1 protein-coding gene is annotated in these 17,850 nt (G+C 48.6%); it reads right to left on the bottom strand.

The window, feature by feature from the left end; all coding sequences use genetic code 11:
* Window positions 1–11: 11 nt before the first annotated feature.
* Entirely contained in the window at window positions 12–17,720 is a 17,709-nt protein-coding gene (locus AC5ZC7_RS15425) for an amino acid adenylation domain-containing protein (protein ID WP_496158030.1), read from the bottom strand.
* Window positions 17,721–17,850 lie beyond the last annotated feature (130 nt).

The raw sequence follows: 17,850 nt of genomic DNA on the forward strand, positions 1-17,850 counted from the left end.
CGGTGGGCTGATTACAACGTGATAGTCTTATTCTTCCCAAATTCCAGTTCAGGATCCTCCTGGTTAACAGCTATATATTTAGCCAGCATAGCGATGGTGGCCAGTTGAAAAAATGTTCTGACAGATACCTGTAAACCGAACTCCTTTTGTACTGCCGCAGCCAGCCGCATTACCAGCAGGGAATGCATACCCAGTTCAAAAAGATTATCGTGTACCCCTATCCGTGGCAAATTCATTAAGCCTTCACAGATAGTTGCAAGCAACTGCTCAGTAGCATTGGAAGGCGCCACATATACGGTGGAAGACAATGCACTGATATCCGGTTCTGGTAAAGCTTTCTTATCAATCTTCCCATTGTCTGTCAGCGGCAGCTTATCCAATGCTATCAGCATAGCTGGAATCATAAATTCAGGTAACCGCTCCGCCAGGTAAGTATAAATTTCTTCGCGGTCGAATGTGTTGGTAGGGACCACATATCCCACCAGCCGTTTAACACCATCCCCATCTGTTTTTGCCAGTACTACTGCCTGGTGCACGGACTTACATTGCTGTAAAACACTTTCTATTTCGCCCAGCTCTATACGGAAACCGCTGATCTTTACCTGCTCGTCTATACGGCCCAGGTATTCAACGGTACCATCAGGGAGCCATCTGCCCAGGTCGCCGGTGCAGTACATGCGCGCCTGCTTGTCGGTGGTAAACGGATCCGCAATGAATTTTTCTGCTGTTAAGGATATTTTGTTGAGATAACCACGTGATACCCCCACACCTGATACGCAGATCTCCCCGATCACACCCACCGGACATAGCTGTTTCCTGGTATCCAGCACGTAAATACGCAGATTTTGCACCGGTTTACCTAACGGCACATTCGCACTCAATGGCGCCTGGTGCATGATATGATGACAGATATCATCAGATGCCTCTGTAGGTCCATAAGCGTTGACTACCGGAATCTTACCAAACACAGGATGATTAAACCATTGTTTCAGCAACGACTGGCTCACGGCTTCGCCGGTCACCAAGAGGTACTGCAAGGTGCTGGCCTTAATCGTTACATCTTCCTGTAAAATAACTGCCAGGTAGGAAGGCACTATTTCCAGTATGCTGATCTTATTTTTTGCAATAGACTGTAAAAATGCCGATGGCTGGAAGATGAGCTGATTAGTATAGATCACGGTTGTTCCTCCGCAAACAAGCGCGGCAAACATCTGCCATACGGAAATATCAAAGGTGTAGGAAGCGGTATAAGCTAACCTGGTTTTATCATTGATCTGCAGGTCATTTATTTTGGCAAACAAATGATTCAGCATACCACGGTGTTCTACCATCACCCCTTTGGGCTGTCCGGTAGATCCGGAGGTATAAATCACATAAGACAACTGATGCGGTGCGGGCAAAGTGGCCGGTGCTGTAACCGGAGCCGCCTGCAGCGAAACATTGTCAGTATCCAGTATCACAATATGTAATCCTTTTTTTGCCGGTATCCGCTGGCGAAGATCATGGGTGGTGACTAACACGGTAGCGCTGCTGTCTTCCAGCATATAGCCGATACGTTCTGCCGGATACTCCGGATCCACAGGTACATAGGCACCACCGGCCTTCATAATACCCAGTATCGTAATAATCATTTCCGGACCACGTGCTATACAAACAGGCACCAGTGTATCTTCCTGTACACCGTTGTGTTGCAGATAATTCGCCAGTTGATTGGAGCGTTCATCCAGCTCCCTGTAAGTAAGTTGAGTACCTTCAAATGCCAACGCCACAGCATCCGGTGTATTGGCGGCCTGCTTCATAAAAAGCCCCGGAATAGTTTCGTCTTCCGGCCAAGCAACGATGTTATCGTTAAACGTGACAAGCAGCTGTTCCCTTTCTGCAGGTGTCAGCATATCGAAGGTACTGATCCTGGCAGCCGGCGCATGCACCACCGCCCGGAGCAATTGTTCAAAATGAGTGATCAGGCGTTGTATGGTATCTTCCGTAAAGAGATCTTCACTATACATCACCGTTCCTGCTAAACCGGTACTGCTTTCTTCTATGGAGAAAGTAAAATCAAACTGTGTAGTGGCCGGATCTGTTTTTTCCAACGATAATTGCAGGTCATCTAACCGTAAGGCTGCATTTTCCGGCACATGCTGTAATTCAAACATTACCTGGAACAGTGGCGTTCTGCTGAGATCACGCTTTTTCACGATCGCTTCCACTACCCTTTCAAACGGTACTTCCTGGTGCTCATAAGCGCCCAGTGTAGTACGTTTCACTTGTTGCAGCAAAGTAGCAAAGGAAGGATCATTACTCAGATCACTACGCAATGCCAGGGTGTTAACAAAGAACCCTATCAGTGCTTCTGCTTCCTGTTGCGTTCTGCCAGCAATCGGGCTGCCTACGCAGATGTCTTCCTGGCCGGTATAACGGTACAGCAGTACCTTGAAAGCAGCCAGCAAAGTCATAAAAAGTGTAGTACCCTGTTGCTGCGACAATTCCTGCAACTGTTGTGACAGGGCTTTGTCCAGCCCGAAACTTTTGATAGCGCCACGGGTACTCTGAATCGCAGGGCGCGGATAATCTGTTGGAAACTGTAGCGTAGCTACCCCTTGCAGCTTTTCTTTCCAGTAATTTATTTTTTTGTCCAGCAATGTTCCCGACAAATGATTCCGTTGCCAGATGGCATAGTCGGCATACTGGATGTTTAAAGGCGTTAATTCTGCTGTCCGGCCGGCTACCCAGGCGGCGTACAATGCTGCCACCTCATTCACGATGATGCCGGTAGACCAGCCATCGGAAGCGATATGGTGTAGTGTAAACACCAGCAGATATGTTGCGGGGCCGGTTACGATCAGGTGTGCACGCAACATATGATCTGCATGCAACTCAAACGGAATAGCCAACAGCGACTGCACATAGGTTTGCAAAGCCAGGTCATCTTCTTTATAGGTTGGTTCATCTACAACCTGTAGCTGCCATCCATCCTTATCCAACACCTGCTGATAAGGCACCCCTGCGTCCTGCAAAATGACGGTGCGCAGTACTTCATGCCGATTCACAATAGTTTGCAGGGCATGTGCTAATCCTTCCACCTGCAGGTTCCCATTTAATTTCAATACTGCCAGCGTATGATATTGTACACTACCTTCCAGCTGATCAATAAACCATAAACGTTCCTGGCTATAAGAAAGCGGAATACGTGCAGGACGTTCATACCTGACAATAGTTGGAACAGTAGCCGCATCGGAATGTTGTCCTAACCGGACTGCCAGCGATGCCACCGTGGGATAGTCAAATATATCACCGATCGCCACTTCTACGGCAAGTGCTTTCCGGATAGCTGATACCACACGTATAGCCAGCAGGGAGTGACCGCCCAATGCAAAGAAATCATCATGTACCCCTACCTGTTCTACCTCCAGCAAAGAGGTCCAGATAGCCGCCAATATTTGCTCTGTGTCAGTTGCCGGCGCGGTATATCCTGCTGTAACAGTAGTATTATCCGGATCCGGCAGCGATTTCTTATCCACTTTACCATTGGCCAGTAACGGAAAACTATCCAGTACCACCAATGCCGAAGGAATCATATACTCTGGTAAGTGTTCTTCCAGTTGCGCCAATACGGCTTTCTGATCTACCTCTCCTTCTCCGATCACATACCCAATCAGGCGCTTGCTGCCACTGCTTTCTCCTCGTGCTACCACTACCGCCTGGCTCACCAGGTCAGTTCGCAGTAATGCCCTTTCTACTTCTCCCAGTTCCACACGATAACCGCGGATCTTTACCTGGTCGTCTGCACGACCGGCAAACAGGATATTGCCATCTGGCAAAATCTTTACCAGGTCGCCGGTACGATATAGTTTTGAAGCCGCTGATTCGTCAAATGGATCTGCGATAAAGCGGTCTGCCGTTAAAGCATCATTATTTAAATATCCGGTGGATACGCCATCCCCACCAATATACAATTCCCCGGGAACACCTACCGGGCATAACTTACCGGCGGCATTCAGCACATATACCCTGGTATTGGAAAATGGTTTACCAATAGGAATGTGGTGGCCATAGGTCGTTTCGTCATTCACTACATGCAGTAATTTTCCTATAGTCGTTTCCGTTGGTCCATAGTGATTCACGATGGTGCAACGGGAGCCATAAGCGCGGATACTGTTTACCACTGCTGTTTCCAACGCCTCTCCTCCAAAAATGAGCAATTTCTCCGGCAACAATAACCTGCCGGAAGCGGACAATGCTTTCCAGTGAGAAGCCACTATCTTGATAGCATCTATCGGGTGAGCAGAAAAATAATCGAGCAATAACTCTCCATCGCTGATCATTTCTTTGGAAAACACATGTAAAGCGCCCCCTGAAATCAGTGGGGTAAACAATACCGTATTACCCAGATCCGTAGCAATGCTGGAAAGCAATCCAAAGGAACGGCATTCGGTTACCGGCAATGCGGCTTTCAGTCCATACAGGTAATCTACCAGGTTACGATGTGTAATCACCACTCCTTTCGGGTTACCGGTACTACCAGAGGTATAAATCACATACAACGGCCCATCAGGTGCCGGAGTTGCGGTCACTGCTTTCACTTTACAACGGTCAATTTCAGCAGCATCTCCATCCAGTGTAATGACATGTGCGGTCATCCCGGCAGGCAGTTTCGCCTTGCCGGCATTGTTGCTCACCACCACTTCTGCACGGGTATCTTCCAGCATAAAGGCAATACGGTCTGCCGGAAAATCAGGATCAATGGGTACATAGGCTGCACCCGCTTTCACAATACCTAATAAGGCCACGATCATAGCGGCAGATCGTTCCAGGTACAACGGCACCAACGAACCCGCTTTTACCCCCTGCTGACGCAGGTAGTGTGCCAGTTGATTTGATTTCTCATTCAGCTCCCGGTAAGTCAGTTGTGTATCTTCAAACACAACAGCCGTTGCCTTTGGCGTCAGTGCTGCCTGTGCGGCAAACAGTTCCGGGAATGTTTTATCCTGCGGATAACTAACGGCAGCATGTGTTTGCAACTGCCAAACGGTGGAAGGTTTCAGCACCGATAATTCGGACAACTGATGAATGTTGGCATGGGTTATTTGTTGCAATACATATTCAAAATGTGCGGCAATTTCCTGTACATACACTTCTTCCAGTAACGCAGCATTATAGGCAAACTCAATACTGGCTTTCTTGCCGGGCGTAATCATTACCACCAATGGATAATTGGTTTGTTCGCTGGTGTTAAAACTGTCAATGCGCAAACTCCAGTGGCCTGCAAATACCTCATCACTGATGGGATAGTTTTCAAATACCAGGATGCTATCAAACAAATCCCCGGTGAAGCCAATCATCTGTTGGATCTGGTTAAGCGCTGTGTATTGGTGTTCCCGGCTCTGGTGCTGGCTTGTTTGCAGCGCCTGTAACCACCCCGCGATATCTCCTGCTCCAGGTACTTTTACATGAAGCGGCAGGGTATTGATGTACAGCCCTACCCTTTTTTCTACGCCGGGTAAATCTTCCGGGCGGCAGGAAACAATCACCCCATAAGTAACCGCTTGTTGAGCGGTGTAGTTGTGTAACAGGTACGCCCACACGCTCTGCATCAGGGTATTCACGGTAATACGGTGCGCCAGCGCATATTGTTGGATAGCATCTGCTAACGGGCCTTCCAGGCTTAGTATTTCTTTTTTATAGGTACCAATCCCTTTATTACGGTCAGCGATGTTGTCAATAAACGGTAACAGGCTGCCAGTATCCATACCCGCCAGGTATTGTTGCCAGTAGTTGGCAGCAACTTCCTTATCACGGCGATCCATATACTGAATGTAATCTCCATAGCGGTCTTCTGCTGCCGGTATGGAGATTGCTTTTCCTTTTACCAACCCTTCATAGGTATTCAGCAACTCTTCTACCAGTACGGCCAGTGACCAGCCATCCAGCAAAATATGATGGAAGGTGCATACCATCCGGTAGCGGCCTTCTGCTAAACGTATCAGGCCAATGCGGAGCAATGGTGCTGCCGAAAAATCAAAGCCTTCATTCCGTTCAGCGGCTTCATAGTCGGCCAATGCCTGCTCCTGCGCTGATCCGCTCAACTGACGATAATCCAGTACCGTCAACGGCAGTTTCACCTGGTGATAGGCACATTGTACCGGTATCACAAATTCATCGTAGTAAAATGCGCTTCGCAGAATGCTATGCTGCTGGAACAGGATCGCCCAGCTTTCCCGGAATAAGCTAAGATCCATTTCACCCACACCGCAGGTAAACTGATCAATATATCCACCGGCAGTTTTATCATACAAACTATGGAACAGCATACCTTCCTGCAAGCCACTGAGCCGGTATAGGCCGGCTACCTGGTTACGCCTGGGTGCCCCCTTGTACGGTGTATCCAGGAACCTGTCCAGTGCCTCATAGCTGATGTCATGACTCAGTCCATAATCTGCCGGCGTGCTGTAAGACTCCGTTTGCGACACGCAATGTGCAATCAGGATGTCCAGGTGATGGAAATATTTGTCCGCCAGCCCTGCGATGTCAGCAGGTGCAAAATGCGGAACACTGTACCCCCACTCCATCACCAGTTCACCCTGTTGCACAATACTGTTAATAAATAATTTATCCTGTACCGGATAACCCGACCCTATCATGCTTCCGGCCGCTTCCTCCGAGATGTTCAGATAGCCATTCACGTTAGTGATGTTATCCAGTTGCCCCAGGTAGTTGAAGGTAATATCCCAGGGATCTCTACCCTGTAAATAATCTGCCTGGTTGATGTACTTCAGTACGCCATAACCAATGCCTTTGTCAGCTACCTTGCGGAGCTGCTCTTTTACATCCTTCAGCAGGGTACCCGGAGAGCTGTCTGCCGGTATTTGCAGGAGTACAGGATATAAGTTGGTAAACCAACCAACAGTATGACTGGTATCAATACCCAGCACAGCATCTTCCCGGCCATGTCCTTCCAGGCCAATGGATACGGCATCATTACCATTCCATTCCGCCAGGGTGAGCGCCAGCGCTGCTAATAAAATATCGTTGATCTCTGTATGATAAGCACGGGGCACTTCTTTCAGGAGACGTTGTGTTTGAAGCGCGTTGAGCCGCACCACATGCAAACCGGTATCGGCCATTGTGATCTTTCCTTCAAAATGGGTAGCCGTGCGTACAGGAACATATCCCTGTACTACCTGCTGCCAGTAACTTTGCTGGTTAAGCAGCCGGTCTTTCTTGCTATACTTTAGCAAGGCTTCATATGCCTGGCGATAAGAACTGCTCTTCCGCCCCAATACTTCCAGCTCATTATTTACCGTTGCCTTCTTTAATAATAACTGGAGGTCATCCAGCATAATGCGCCAGGACACACCGTCTACTACCAGGTGATGAATTACCACCAACAAGCGGTGATGTGATTCACTGGCGGGCGTCAATAACAGGGCTGCCTGTACCAGCTTACCCTGTTTTATATCCAGGCTGCCCTGTATTCTTTCTCCATGCAGTTGTATATTCTCTGCCAGCTTTTCGGGTGCAATTCCTTGCAAATCTATCAGTTCTACACTGGCTTCCAGCCCTCCTTCCAACTGCTCCCATCCTTCCCCGCTGTGCCGGTAAGTATAACGCAATGCATCATGATAGCGCGTCAGCGCCGCGATGGCAGCAGATATTCTTGCAGGTACTATTTTTTTATCTACTGTAAGTAAGATACTCTGGTTGTAATGTGCGTCAGTATTATTTTTCCCGAAATACCACTCCTGTATGGGCAATAATCCGATACTGCCTTTCTGCACGCTTTCTGCTGGCGCTTCAGCGATACTTTGTTGCGATGCCAGCAACTGGGAAATCTTTGCAATAGTTGGGTGGGTAAACAGATCTCCTACCTGCAGCATGTATCCCAAACGCCTGGCACGACTTACTACCTGGATAATGATAATAGAATCACCTCCCAGCTCAAAGAAATTGTCGTGTATCCCTACCCGTTCTACTCCCAGCAATTCCTGCCAGATACCGGCGATTGATGTTTGCATCTCATCCCGGGCAGCTTCGTATATACTGGTACGTGACTCCGTTACATCCGGATCAGGCAATGCTTTCCGGTCAATCTTTCCATTCACCGTTACCGGGAATGTATCTTGTGGAATCAGTAACGCAGGAATCATATAGTCTGGCAACCACTCTTTCAGGTAAGCAATAATGCCGGCCTTGTCAAATTCGCCATTGGGGACTACATAACCAATGAGGCGTTTATTCCCCGAATCATCTGCCCTGGCCAATACTACCGCCTGGCTGATCAGCGCGCATTTCAGCATCACACTTTCTATTTCACCCAGCTCTATGCGGTAACCGCGGATCTTTACCTGGTCATCTTTACGGCCCAGGTATTCAATATTTCCATCGGGCAGCCAGCGACCCAGGTCACCTGTCCGGTATAACCTGCTGCCTTTACTGAATGGATTGGGTATAAACTTCTCTGCGGTCAGCTCGTCCCGGTGCAGGTAGCCACGCGCCAGGTTAGCGCCGCCAACACATATTTCCCCGGTAACCCCCAACGGCGCCAGGCCATCATTGATGTCCAGCACGTACACCTGTACATTGGCAATGGGTTTACCGATCACTACTACGTCATTTTCGAGAATAGGCTGGTCGGTAAGACTGGTACACACCGTGTTTTCGGTGGGCCCGTAGGCATTGATCAATCTTATGCCGCCCAATATCATTTCCTTTGCATCTTCCAGCATCATGGCTTCCCCGGCAGATACAATCGTTTTAACCGGCCCCAGTACATCCTTGATGGTATGCTGGTACGAAGGTGGCAGTGTTACTACTTCTACCTGTTGTTTGTTCACCAGCGCTGCAAAATTTTCTGCAGACAACAAATCATTTTTAGTGGGCAACACCAGTATGCCGCCACTTAATAAAGTATTGAATATTTCATAACAAGATGCATCAAAGCCCAATGATGCAAATTGCAGTGAACGGGTACCTTCTTTCAATCGTAATGCTTCCTGCTGACTCAATGCCAGGTTCACCAAACCCCGGTGCTCAATCATTACGCCTTTGGGCTTTCCGGTAGAACCGGAAGTATAAATCACATAGGCAAGATCTTCCGGCCGGAGTACGGTTGCCGGTGAAGTAACCGGATGCTTAGCCATCAACTCCCGTTCATCATCCAGGATAATAATGCGTAAAAAATCTTTTACCGGCAGTTTCGCGGCGCAAGCCCTGGAGGTTACCAGCACACTCGCCCTGGTGTCGTCCAGCATATAACTAATGCGGTCTGTCGGGTAGTCAGGATCAATGGGCACATAAGCGGCGCCGGTTTTCATAATTGCCAGGATGGTGACAATCATCTCCAGGGATCGTTCTATGCACACCGGTACCAATGCGCCAGCTTTCACTCCATTGTGCTGCAGGTGATGTGCCAGCTGACCTGCCAGCTCATTAAGCTGCCGGTAAGTAAGCTGTGCGTCTTCAAACAGCAATGCCGTAGCCTCCGGAATACGGGTGGCCTGTGCTTCAAATAATGCAATAGCTGTTTTATCGGTTGGATACGCCGTCGCTGTATTATTAAAACCTATGGTCAGTAATTGTTGCTCCGCTGCATTTAACATCGGCAATGCCCCGATCCGCTCCTCCGGCGAGGCCACCACTGCGCGCAACAGCTGTTCATAATGCAGCAGCATCCGGGTGATGGTTTCCTTCTTAAACAGGTCTGTGCAGTATTCTATATTGGCGACCAGTGAACCGTCGGGGTTTTCCAGAATGTAGAAATTAATATCCGCCATCGTGGTCGTTCTGCCGAGTGGCTGCTGTGACAGCGTTGTTTCACCCAATTTTAAGGCAGTAAAGTCCGGGGTTTTCTCTAGCCCGAATATCACCTGTTGTAAAAGGTTTCTGTCCTGCTCCCTGTTCTTCACTACGGCACCTACAATTTTTTCAAACGGTACTTCCTGGTATTCATAGGCAGACAACAACGTTTGTTTTACCTGCTGTAACAACGCTGCGAAAGAAGGATTATCACTCAGGTCACTACGCAACACCAGCGTATTTACAAAGAACCCGACCAGCTCCTCTACTTCTTCGTGCATTCTGCCGGCAGTAGGGCTGCCGATGCAAATATCTTCCTGACCGGTATAGCGATACAAAAGCACCTTAAAAGTGGTCAGCAATAACATATAAAGCGTTACATCCTGCTGCGGGCAAAGTTTTAATACCTGGCCAATCAACTCCCTGTCCAGCGGCCATGTTACAATGCCTCCGCTGGTAGTTTGTATTGCCGGCCGCACATAGTCGAGCGGCAAATTTATTGGCGACACGCCGGCCAGTCTTTCTTTCCAGTAGTTGAGTTTTTCATCCAGCATACCAGTCACCTGCGGAGAACGCAGCCATATGGCGTAATCGGCGTATTGAAAGCGAAGTGGTGTTAAAGTGGGCTTGCTGCCGGTAATATATGCTTCATAAAATTGCAGCAATTCCAATAAAATAATGTCGGCCGACAATCCATCAAAAGAAATGTGATGCGCCGTCAGCACCAACAGGTATTCTTCTTCCGAAAAACGCAACAACTCACCACGCAGCATATGATCCTGCTGCAAATCAAAAGGTTGATCTATCAGCGGAGTAATATAAGCAGACAAAGCGCTGGCATCTTCCTGATCAAAATCTACCTCAGTTATCCCAAGCTCCCAGCGGTTTTTATCAAGTATATGCTGTGCTACTTCATCACCACTGGTATCTATCACGGTTCTGAGTATCTCATGACGATTCACAATATCCTGCAATGCATAGCGCAGCGCGCTTGTATTCAGTGTTCCTTTTATTTTTAACAACATGGGGACATGATACTGCACACTTCCCTCCAGCAGATGCACAAACCACAAACGTTCCTGGCTAAACGAAACCGGAATGTGTGCAGGCCGTTGTTCCAGCTTAACCGGCGCCATTCCGCCATTCAGCATTTCTGTGGTTACCTGTGCAGCTACCGGTTCGCTGGTAGCTACAGGCGTGGGTAAAAAGCCAGCCTGTTGCAGTTCATGGATGCTATCCTTAATAGATTTGGCAATAAAATCAATGTCTTCATTTGAATGGGCATCCGACAAAAAGCAGGTACGTCCTTCCCATATATACACCCCTTTTTCGAGGAGGTGATAGAAGAACAGATCCATGTTAGTGTTGATGGCAAAATAGAACAGGGAACCAAAACTATGTACCTGTATCGGCACATTGTTTTCTTCGAAGAAGACAGATATATCCTGCACCAAACGGGTAGTACGTACATTGAGTTGTTCCTGTAAAGCGGGTCCTCTCCTTTCCAGCTCCTGCAGCAATGCCAGCGAGGAAGCCATGCTCAGCGGATGTTTACAGAAAGTACCTGCAAAGAAAGTAGTGTCTACTGCCGGATAAGAATCATCACCATACTGCCATATGCCACCGTCTAATGCGCTCATAAACCGGCTGCTGCCGGCAATAATGCCAATCGGTAATCCGCCGCCGGCAATTTTACCATACGTGGCAAGATCTGCACGTACCCCAAAATGTGCCTGGGCGCCTCCGGGGTGGATCCTGAAACCAGTGATCATTTCGTCGAAGATCAGGGCTACATTTTCTGCCGCCGTCATACGGCGTAATTCATGCAGCAATGCTTTGGGCTGATACCCCGGACGACGGCTCTGTACCGGCTCTACCACCAATGCTGCCAACTCATGTGCATGTGCCCTGATATGTTCCACTACGTCCGGATGATGGTAATCGAATACCAGCACATCCGCCACCATATTTTCCATAATACCCGGCGCCATCGGTACCCCTGCATGGGTTCTTTCCAGGTCCTCCGGTGCAGCGAGGGTGCCATCGAAATGGCCGTGATAAGCGCCTGCAAAAACGGCAATCTTCTTTCTTCCGGTTACAGTACGCGCCAACCTGACGGCCGTCATCACCGCCTCCGTTCCGGAGTTATGGAAACTGGCCCTCTCCATCCCGGTAAGCTTTGTTACCAACGTAGCTGCCTGTCCTGCCAGCGGCGTTTGAGGACCAAGTTGAAATCCTTGTTGCAACTGTTGCTGCAGGGCAGTCATCACTGCAGGCGGACAATGTCCGAGCAGGTCTACTCCAAAACCCATCGCCAGGTCAACATATTTGTTGCCGTCTACATCCGTAATGGTAGCGCCCTGAGAGGAGGCTGCCAAAATCGGGTACACTAATTCTTTTGTTGAAAAACGGAATCCTGCTGAAGCTCGGTTATCTGCCAGCACTGGCCGGTATTGCTGTGTAAGCGCTTTGGACGTTTTTGTTTTTTCATTATACCGCTTAATAAAGGCATCCAGGTATTCCTGTTGAGCAGCCGTGTAGCCTGTTTGCCCGGGCTTCTTTTCCATCTTGGGGAAAATGGACGCATGCTTTTTAGGCGCTGCATTAATAGTTCCGTTTTGTGGCAATACTGCCGTTGCCCTTTCAGGAGCAATATTATTCGACAACGCGGGTACGGGAGTGGGCAACGCTGTTGCGGGCAGTGGCTGTGCCCCTCCCAGTTGCATAGACAGCAGTTGCAACTGTTGCTCCATGATATTAAAAAGACGTTGAGTCAGCGAAGGGTCTGCGTTAGTAGCCGCAACGGGCAGGTTAATGGTTTGTACCGGTGCCGCTGAAGGCGCCGTATTCACCACAGGTGCTACAGGCGCGGCTATCACCGCTACCTGCGGCGCAGGTAAATTGGCAGAATGTTCCAGGATATAACCGGCCATCAGATCCAGGGAAGTCACTGTTTCGAACAACTGGCGGATAGTAAAATTCAGGCCATACTTCTTTTCTATTTTGCGTACTGCGCTGGCCAATATCAGTGAGTCCGCACCCAGCTCCAGGAAACGCGTATAAATATTAATGTCTGCAGGCGGTATTTTAAGAAGACTGCCAAATATGCCAGCTACATCCGCCAATATAGCTGCACGCTGATCAGCAGGTGCTTGTTTTGTTTCAGTCATAACCGGTGATTTATATGTATGAGGGGCAGGAAGAGACGGGATGCTTGCTTCCACATCAATCCAGTAAGGTTGCCGGTGAAATGCATAAGTGGGTAAGGATACTTTCTGGTAACCCGGACTATCATAAAAAGCAGCCCAGTTGACCGGTATCCCTTTTGTATGGAGAGACATCAGGCAGCGCAACATCGTGTTCCAGGAAGACTTATCCATGTGCATGGCAGGCAACAGGCAATCTTCCTCGTAGGCCGCCGATAACTGCACCATCGACAACAGGTTAGGTTGTGGTCCTAACTCCATCAGCACCTGGCCACCCAGGGTATTGATGGTTTGGATACTCTTGAAAAACTGAACCGGTAAAACAATATGCCGGCACCAATAGTCGGCATGAGTAACTTCATCCGTTACCACCTTACCCGTGACGTTTGATACCAGTTGCAGGGAAGGTTTGTGATACCGGATGCTTGCTGCTACCTCCCGGAATTCCTGCAGCATCGGCTCCATTAACGGGGAGTGGGAAGCGTGCGCAATGAGCAGCTCCCGGCCGTTGACGCCTGCCTCTTGCAGGGATTGCAATGCAGCACCAACCGCTTTTTTCTTGCCGGAAATAACGGTGAGTGCCGGACCATTTACAGCGGCAATAGTCAGGTCATTTTCATAAGGTCTGATCGCTTCCGACACCATTGCCTCCGTGGCAAAAACGGTGGCCATCGCTCCCGGTTCTTTCACGGACTGCATCAGCCGGGCCCTTTCTGTTACCAGTTTCAAACCATCATCCAGACTAAATACACCTGCCACATAAGCGGCGGCATATTCACCTACACTATGCCCTGCTACAATAGCGGGGGTGATACCCCATGATTTCCATACAGCCGACAATGCGCAGGAAATCGCGAAAATAGCCGGCTGGAAATAGGTCATCTGTAATAACAATGTGTTGGCTTCGTCTTTATCCTTTCTGTACAACAGGTCTGTTAAAGACATGCCCCAGCATGTTTTCAGATAGCCGTCACAGTGATCAATGATATTTTTAAAGATGGCATTGTTTTCATAAAGGTCGCGCCCCATCCCCCAGTATTGGGAGCCACCGCCACTAAATAACCAGACCAGTTGTCCTAGTGGCTGATGTGTATTTCCGGTCACCACCTGGCTGGTAAAAGGGCTGGCAATAAATGCCTGCAACTGTTCCCGCGCCTGTTGCCGGCTGGTAACCGCCAATGCTGCGCGATGAGGAAAAGCTTCCCTGGTGAATGCACTGCTATAGGAGATGTTTGCTATATCATCCAATGAAGTGGCTAAAAACGTATCGTATTTGTTGGCGAGTTCCGTCAGCGCTGCCGGTGTTTTAGCAGACAATAACAATGGATAAGCTGGGCGAATTTGTTTTTCCTGTTGAACACCAGTAGTGGTGACGGCTTCCTCCAGGATCACATGTACATTGGTACCACTTAATCCAAATGAACTAACCGCTGATCTCCTGCCAGCACTGCCGGGCTCCCAGGCAACCGGTTTGTCTACCACTTTCACGGAAATATCTTTCCAGGGAATAAAGCGATTGGGAGTATGATAATTCAGTACGGCCGGTAATTGTTTATGTTGCAGGCTTAATACCGTTTTTATGAAACCGGCAATGCCGGCCGCTGCTTCCAGGTGTCCGATATTTGTTTTCACCGCCCCTACCAGCAATGGCTGGTCTGCCGGACGGGAACGGCCATAAACCGCCTGGAGTGCCTGTACTTCTACCGGATCTCCCAATTTAGTGCCGGTACCATGTGTTTCTACATATTGCACGGTGTTTGCCGCAACGCCTGCCTGCTCCAATGCTTTTTCTATCAACTGCTGTTGTGCGATACCATTGGGAGCTGTGAGCCCGTTGCTGGCGCCATCATGATTCACCGCCGAACCACTGATCACTGCCAGGATATTGTCCCCATCTGCGATGGCTTTGTCAAGGCGCTTTAACACCACAATACCGGCGCCTTCTCCTCTTACATAACCATCGGCACTATCATCAAACGTTTTACATTGGCCGGAGGGCGATAATGCTTTCATCCGGCATAAGCGGATAGTGGTATCCGGCGCCAGCATCAGGTTTACGCCACCGGCAAGTGCCAGCGAACATTCACCCAGCAACAGGTGCTGACAGGCCTGGTGTATACTGAGCAACGAGGAGGAACAAGCCGTATCTGACTGTACCACCGGACCATGAAAATCCAGTACATACGCCAACCTTCCTGCTGCAATACTTCTTTCTAATCCCAGGCTGCTAAAGGCATCTTCAAATAACGCGGGCGGCGTATTATGATGAACAATCTGCTGATAATCGTCGGTACCCATGCCTATAAAAATGCCAGTGTCGCTCCCCTTCAGAGCAGATGGCTTAATGCCCGCATGTTCCAATGCCTCCCAGCACACCTCCAGCAATAAACGCTGCTGAGGATCCATACCGGCAGCTTCTCTCGGAGAGATACCAAAAAATAACGGATCAAACTGATCTACCTGGTCTATAAAACCACCCGTACGGGTGTACATCTTTCCCAACGCATCTTCATCGGTACTAAAATAGTCATCCACATTCCAGCGGTGCTGCGGAATAACGGTAATGGCACTACGTTGCTCATACAATAAGTCCCAGAAAGCTTCCGGCGTATCAATACCGCCGGGAAAACGGCAACCAATACCCACTACCGCAACGCGGTTATCTGTTACTTCACGGGCGTCACCCGTTCCGTTTTTCTCCACCACCGGTACTTTTCCGGTGGCAGCAAGGTGATGCGACAGCGTGGCCACGGTAGAAAAATTATAGATAACCGTTTTGTCGACCGGTGCGCCCAATAAGGTCTCCAGGTCTGCGGCCAGTAAAACAGCCTGCATAGAAGTAACACCATACTCCGCAAAAGATCTTTCTGCGGCAATATCTGCGGCAGTGAGTTTAAGCCGCTGTTGCAGCCACTGTATCAACCATTGGCGGATAACAGTCACCTCCTGCTGGTTAACGACCGGTGCTGCCGGAGCGGCCACCGGTACTTTTATTTCTTCTTGTACCTGGTTATTCTCCTGTGCTATTTCCCGCAAAATTTCATCGTATACCCCTTTCCGGTAGTCCTCGGCAAAAAGGTAGCGTTTTACTTTACCACTGGTTGTTTTAGGCACTTTTCTTACCGGCAGTACATGCTTTACGTCGAGCCCCAGTTTGGCAGCTACAAATCTTTTTACCTGACCGATAACAGGCAGAAATTTCTGGACAGAAGATTTATGTAACAGGAATACTACAATCGCTTCTGATCCTGTTTCTTCATCCGGTACGCCACAAACCACTACCTTACCCGTTTCTATGCCATCCAGCTGTTCTAGCGTAGTTTCTATATCATGCGGATATACATTGCCGCCATTTACAAAAATGATATCTTTCACCCGGCCAATGACGAATAAATCACCGTTGATGAAAAATCCGGTATCCCCGGTATTCAGCCATCCATCCTTTGTGATGGTTGCTTTGGTAGCAGCTTCGTTGTTGTAGTAACGACGGGTTACGGCATCTCCTTTTATCCATAGGATACCCATGTGGCCATCTGCCAGTTCCTTTTCCTGTTCATTGCAAACCCGCACAGTCACCCCATCAATCACATATCCCATGTTCACTATTTCCACACTCTCTTTGATATTTTCATTCGACCGCGGCTGGGTGACAGATTGCCCTATGGTCAGGGCATCCCGCTGAACAGTGATAGTCCGGAATGGTTTGCGTAAACCAGGCCAGGTAACTTCCAGCGTAGCCTCTGCCAGTCCATACCCTGCACACATAGCCAGTGGATGAAGTTGAAATGGCCGGAGCGTATCCATGAATGTGCGGCATAATGATGCAGATACCGGCTCGGCACCATTTAACAGCCCTTTTATGCAGGAAAGATCCAATCCCTTCCCTTTCTCAGGCGTAAACTGATTCAGGTAGTATTTATATCCGAAGTTGGGAGAGCAAGTAATAGTTACCCGATGTTCAGACACTTTCTGCAGCCATAGCAAAGGATTCCTGATAAACAAATCAGTGGGCATGAGATAGTGATCTACACCAATGCCGATAGGATACAGATGAAAACCTATTAATCCCATATCATGTGTGAGCGGCATCCAGCTAAGATGGCTGTCATCTTCAGTTAACTGCTGTGCAGAAGTGCCGGCGTAAATATTGGTGACCAGGTTTTTATGTGTAAGCACCACGCCTTTGGGGTTACCGGTAGAGCCGGAGGAAAATTGCAGAAAAGCAATACTATCGGGCGTTGCCGGATATATCGTTCCGGTACCGTTATAACTCTCCAGCTCCTCAATAAACAATATTTTCTCAAAACGGCGTTCTTCCAGGGTACTATCTGCAAATGCAGTAGTGGTTAATTTTTCGTGGTGAACACCGCTGATAAATAACGTCGGGTTATTCAAAAACGAGCGTATTTTAAACAGCTTCTGTGCATTTTCACCCTGGTAGGTAACTGCCACCGGCACCGGGATAATGCCACCCAGGATGCTGGCCCAGAAGATCTGTAAAAATGTTTTATGGTCTTCTACCTGTAATACCAGCTCATCTCCGGGTTTCAACCCTCTTTCCTGCAAAAAACCCAGCCAGGATAAAGCATTTGTGTATAGCCGCTGATAAGAAAGAAACTCTTCGTTATTACTCCCCGAAATAAAAGTGATTCCTTTGTCTTTAACGTCCTTCATCCGCAATAGTATCTCGGACAACGTTTGGGGTTGCGGTAATTTCTCCATAAAGTACGGAAGTTTATTAGCTATGTTTATGATACATCTTTGTTGTTAACGGATAGCGTATTCGCTGAAAGCGTATTTTTTGTCTTGTTCAGGATTATACTGATTAATCTGATTTTGTCTTTTAAAGATT

The organism is Chitinophaga sp. 9-1-y, from assembly GCF_059511905.2.

Bases quoted from the DNA above. Each gene is read 5' to 3' on its own strand.
- AC5ZC7_RS15425 (WP_496158030.1), bottom strand. From the start codon at position 17,720: ATGGAGAAATTACCGCAACCCCAAACGTTGTCCGAGATACTATTGCGG.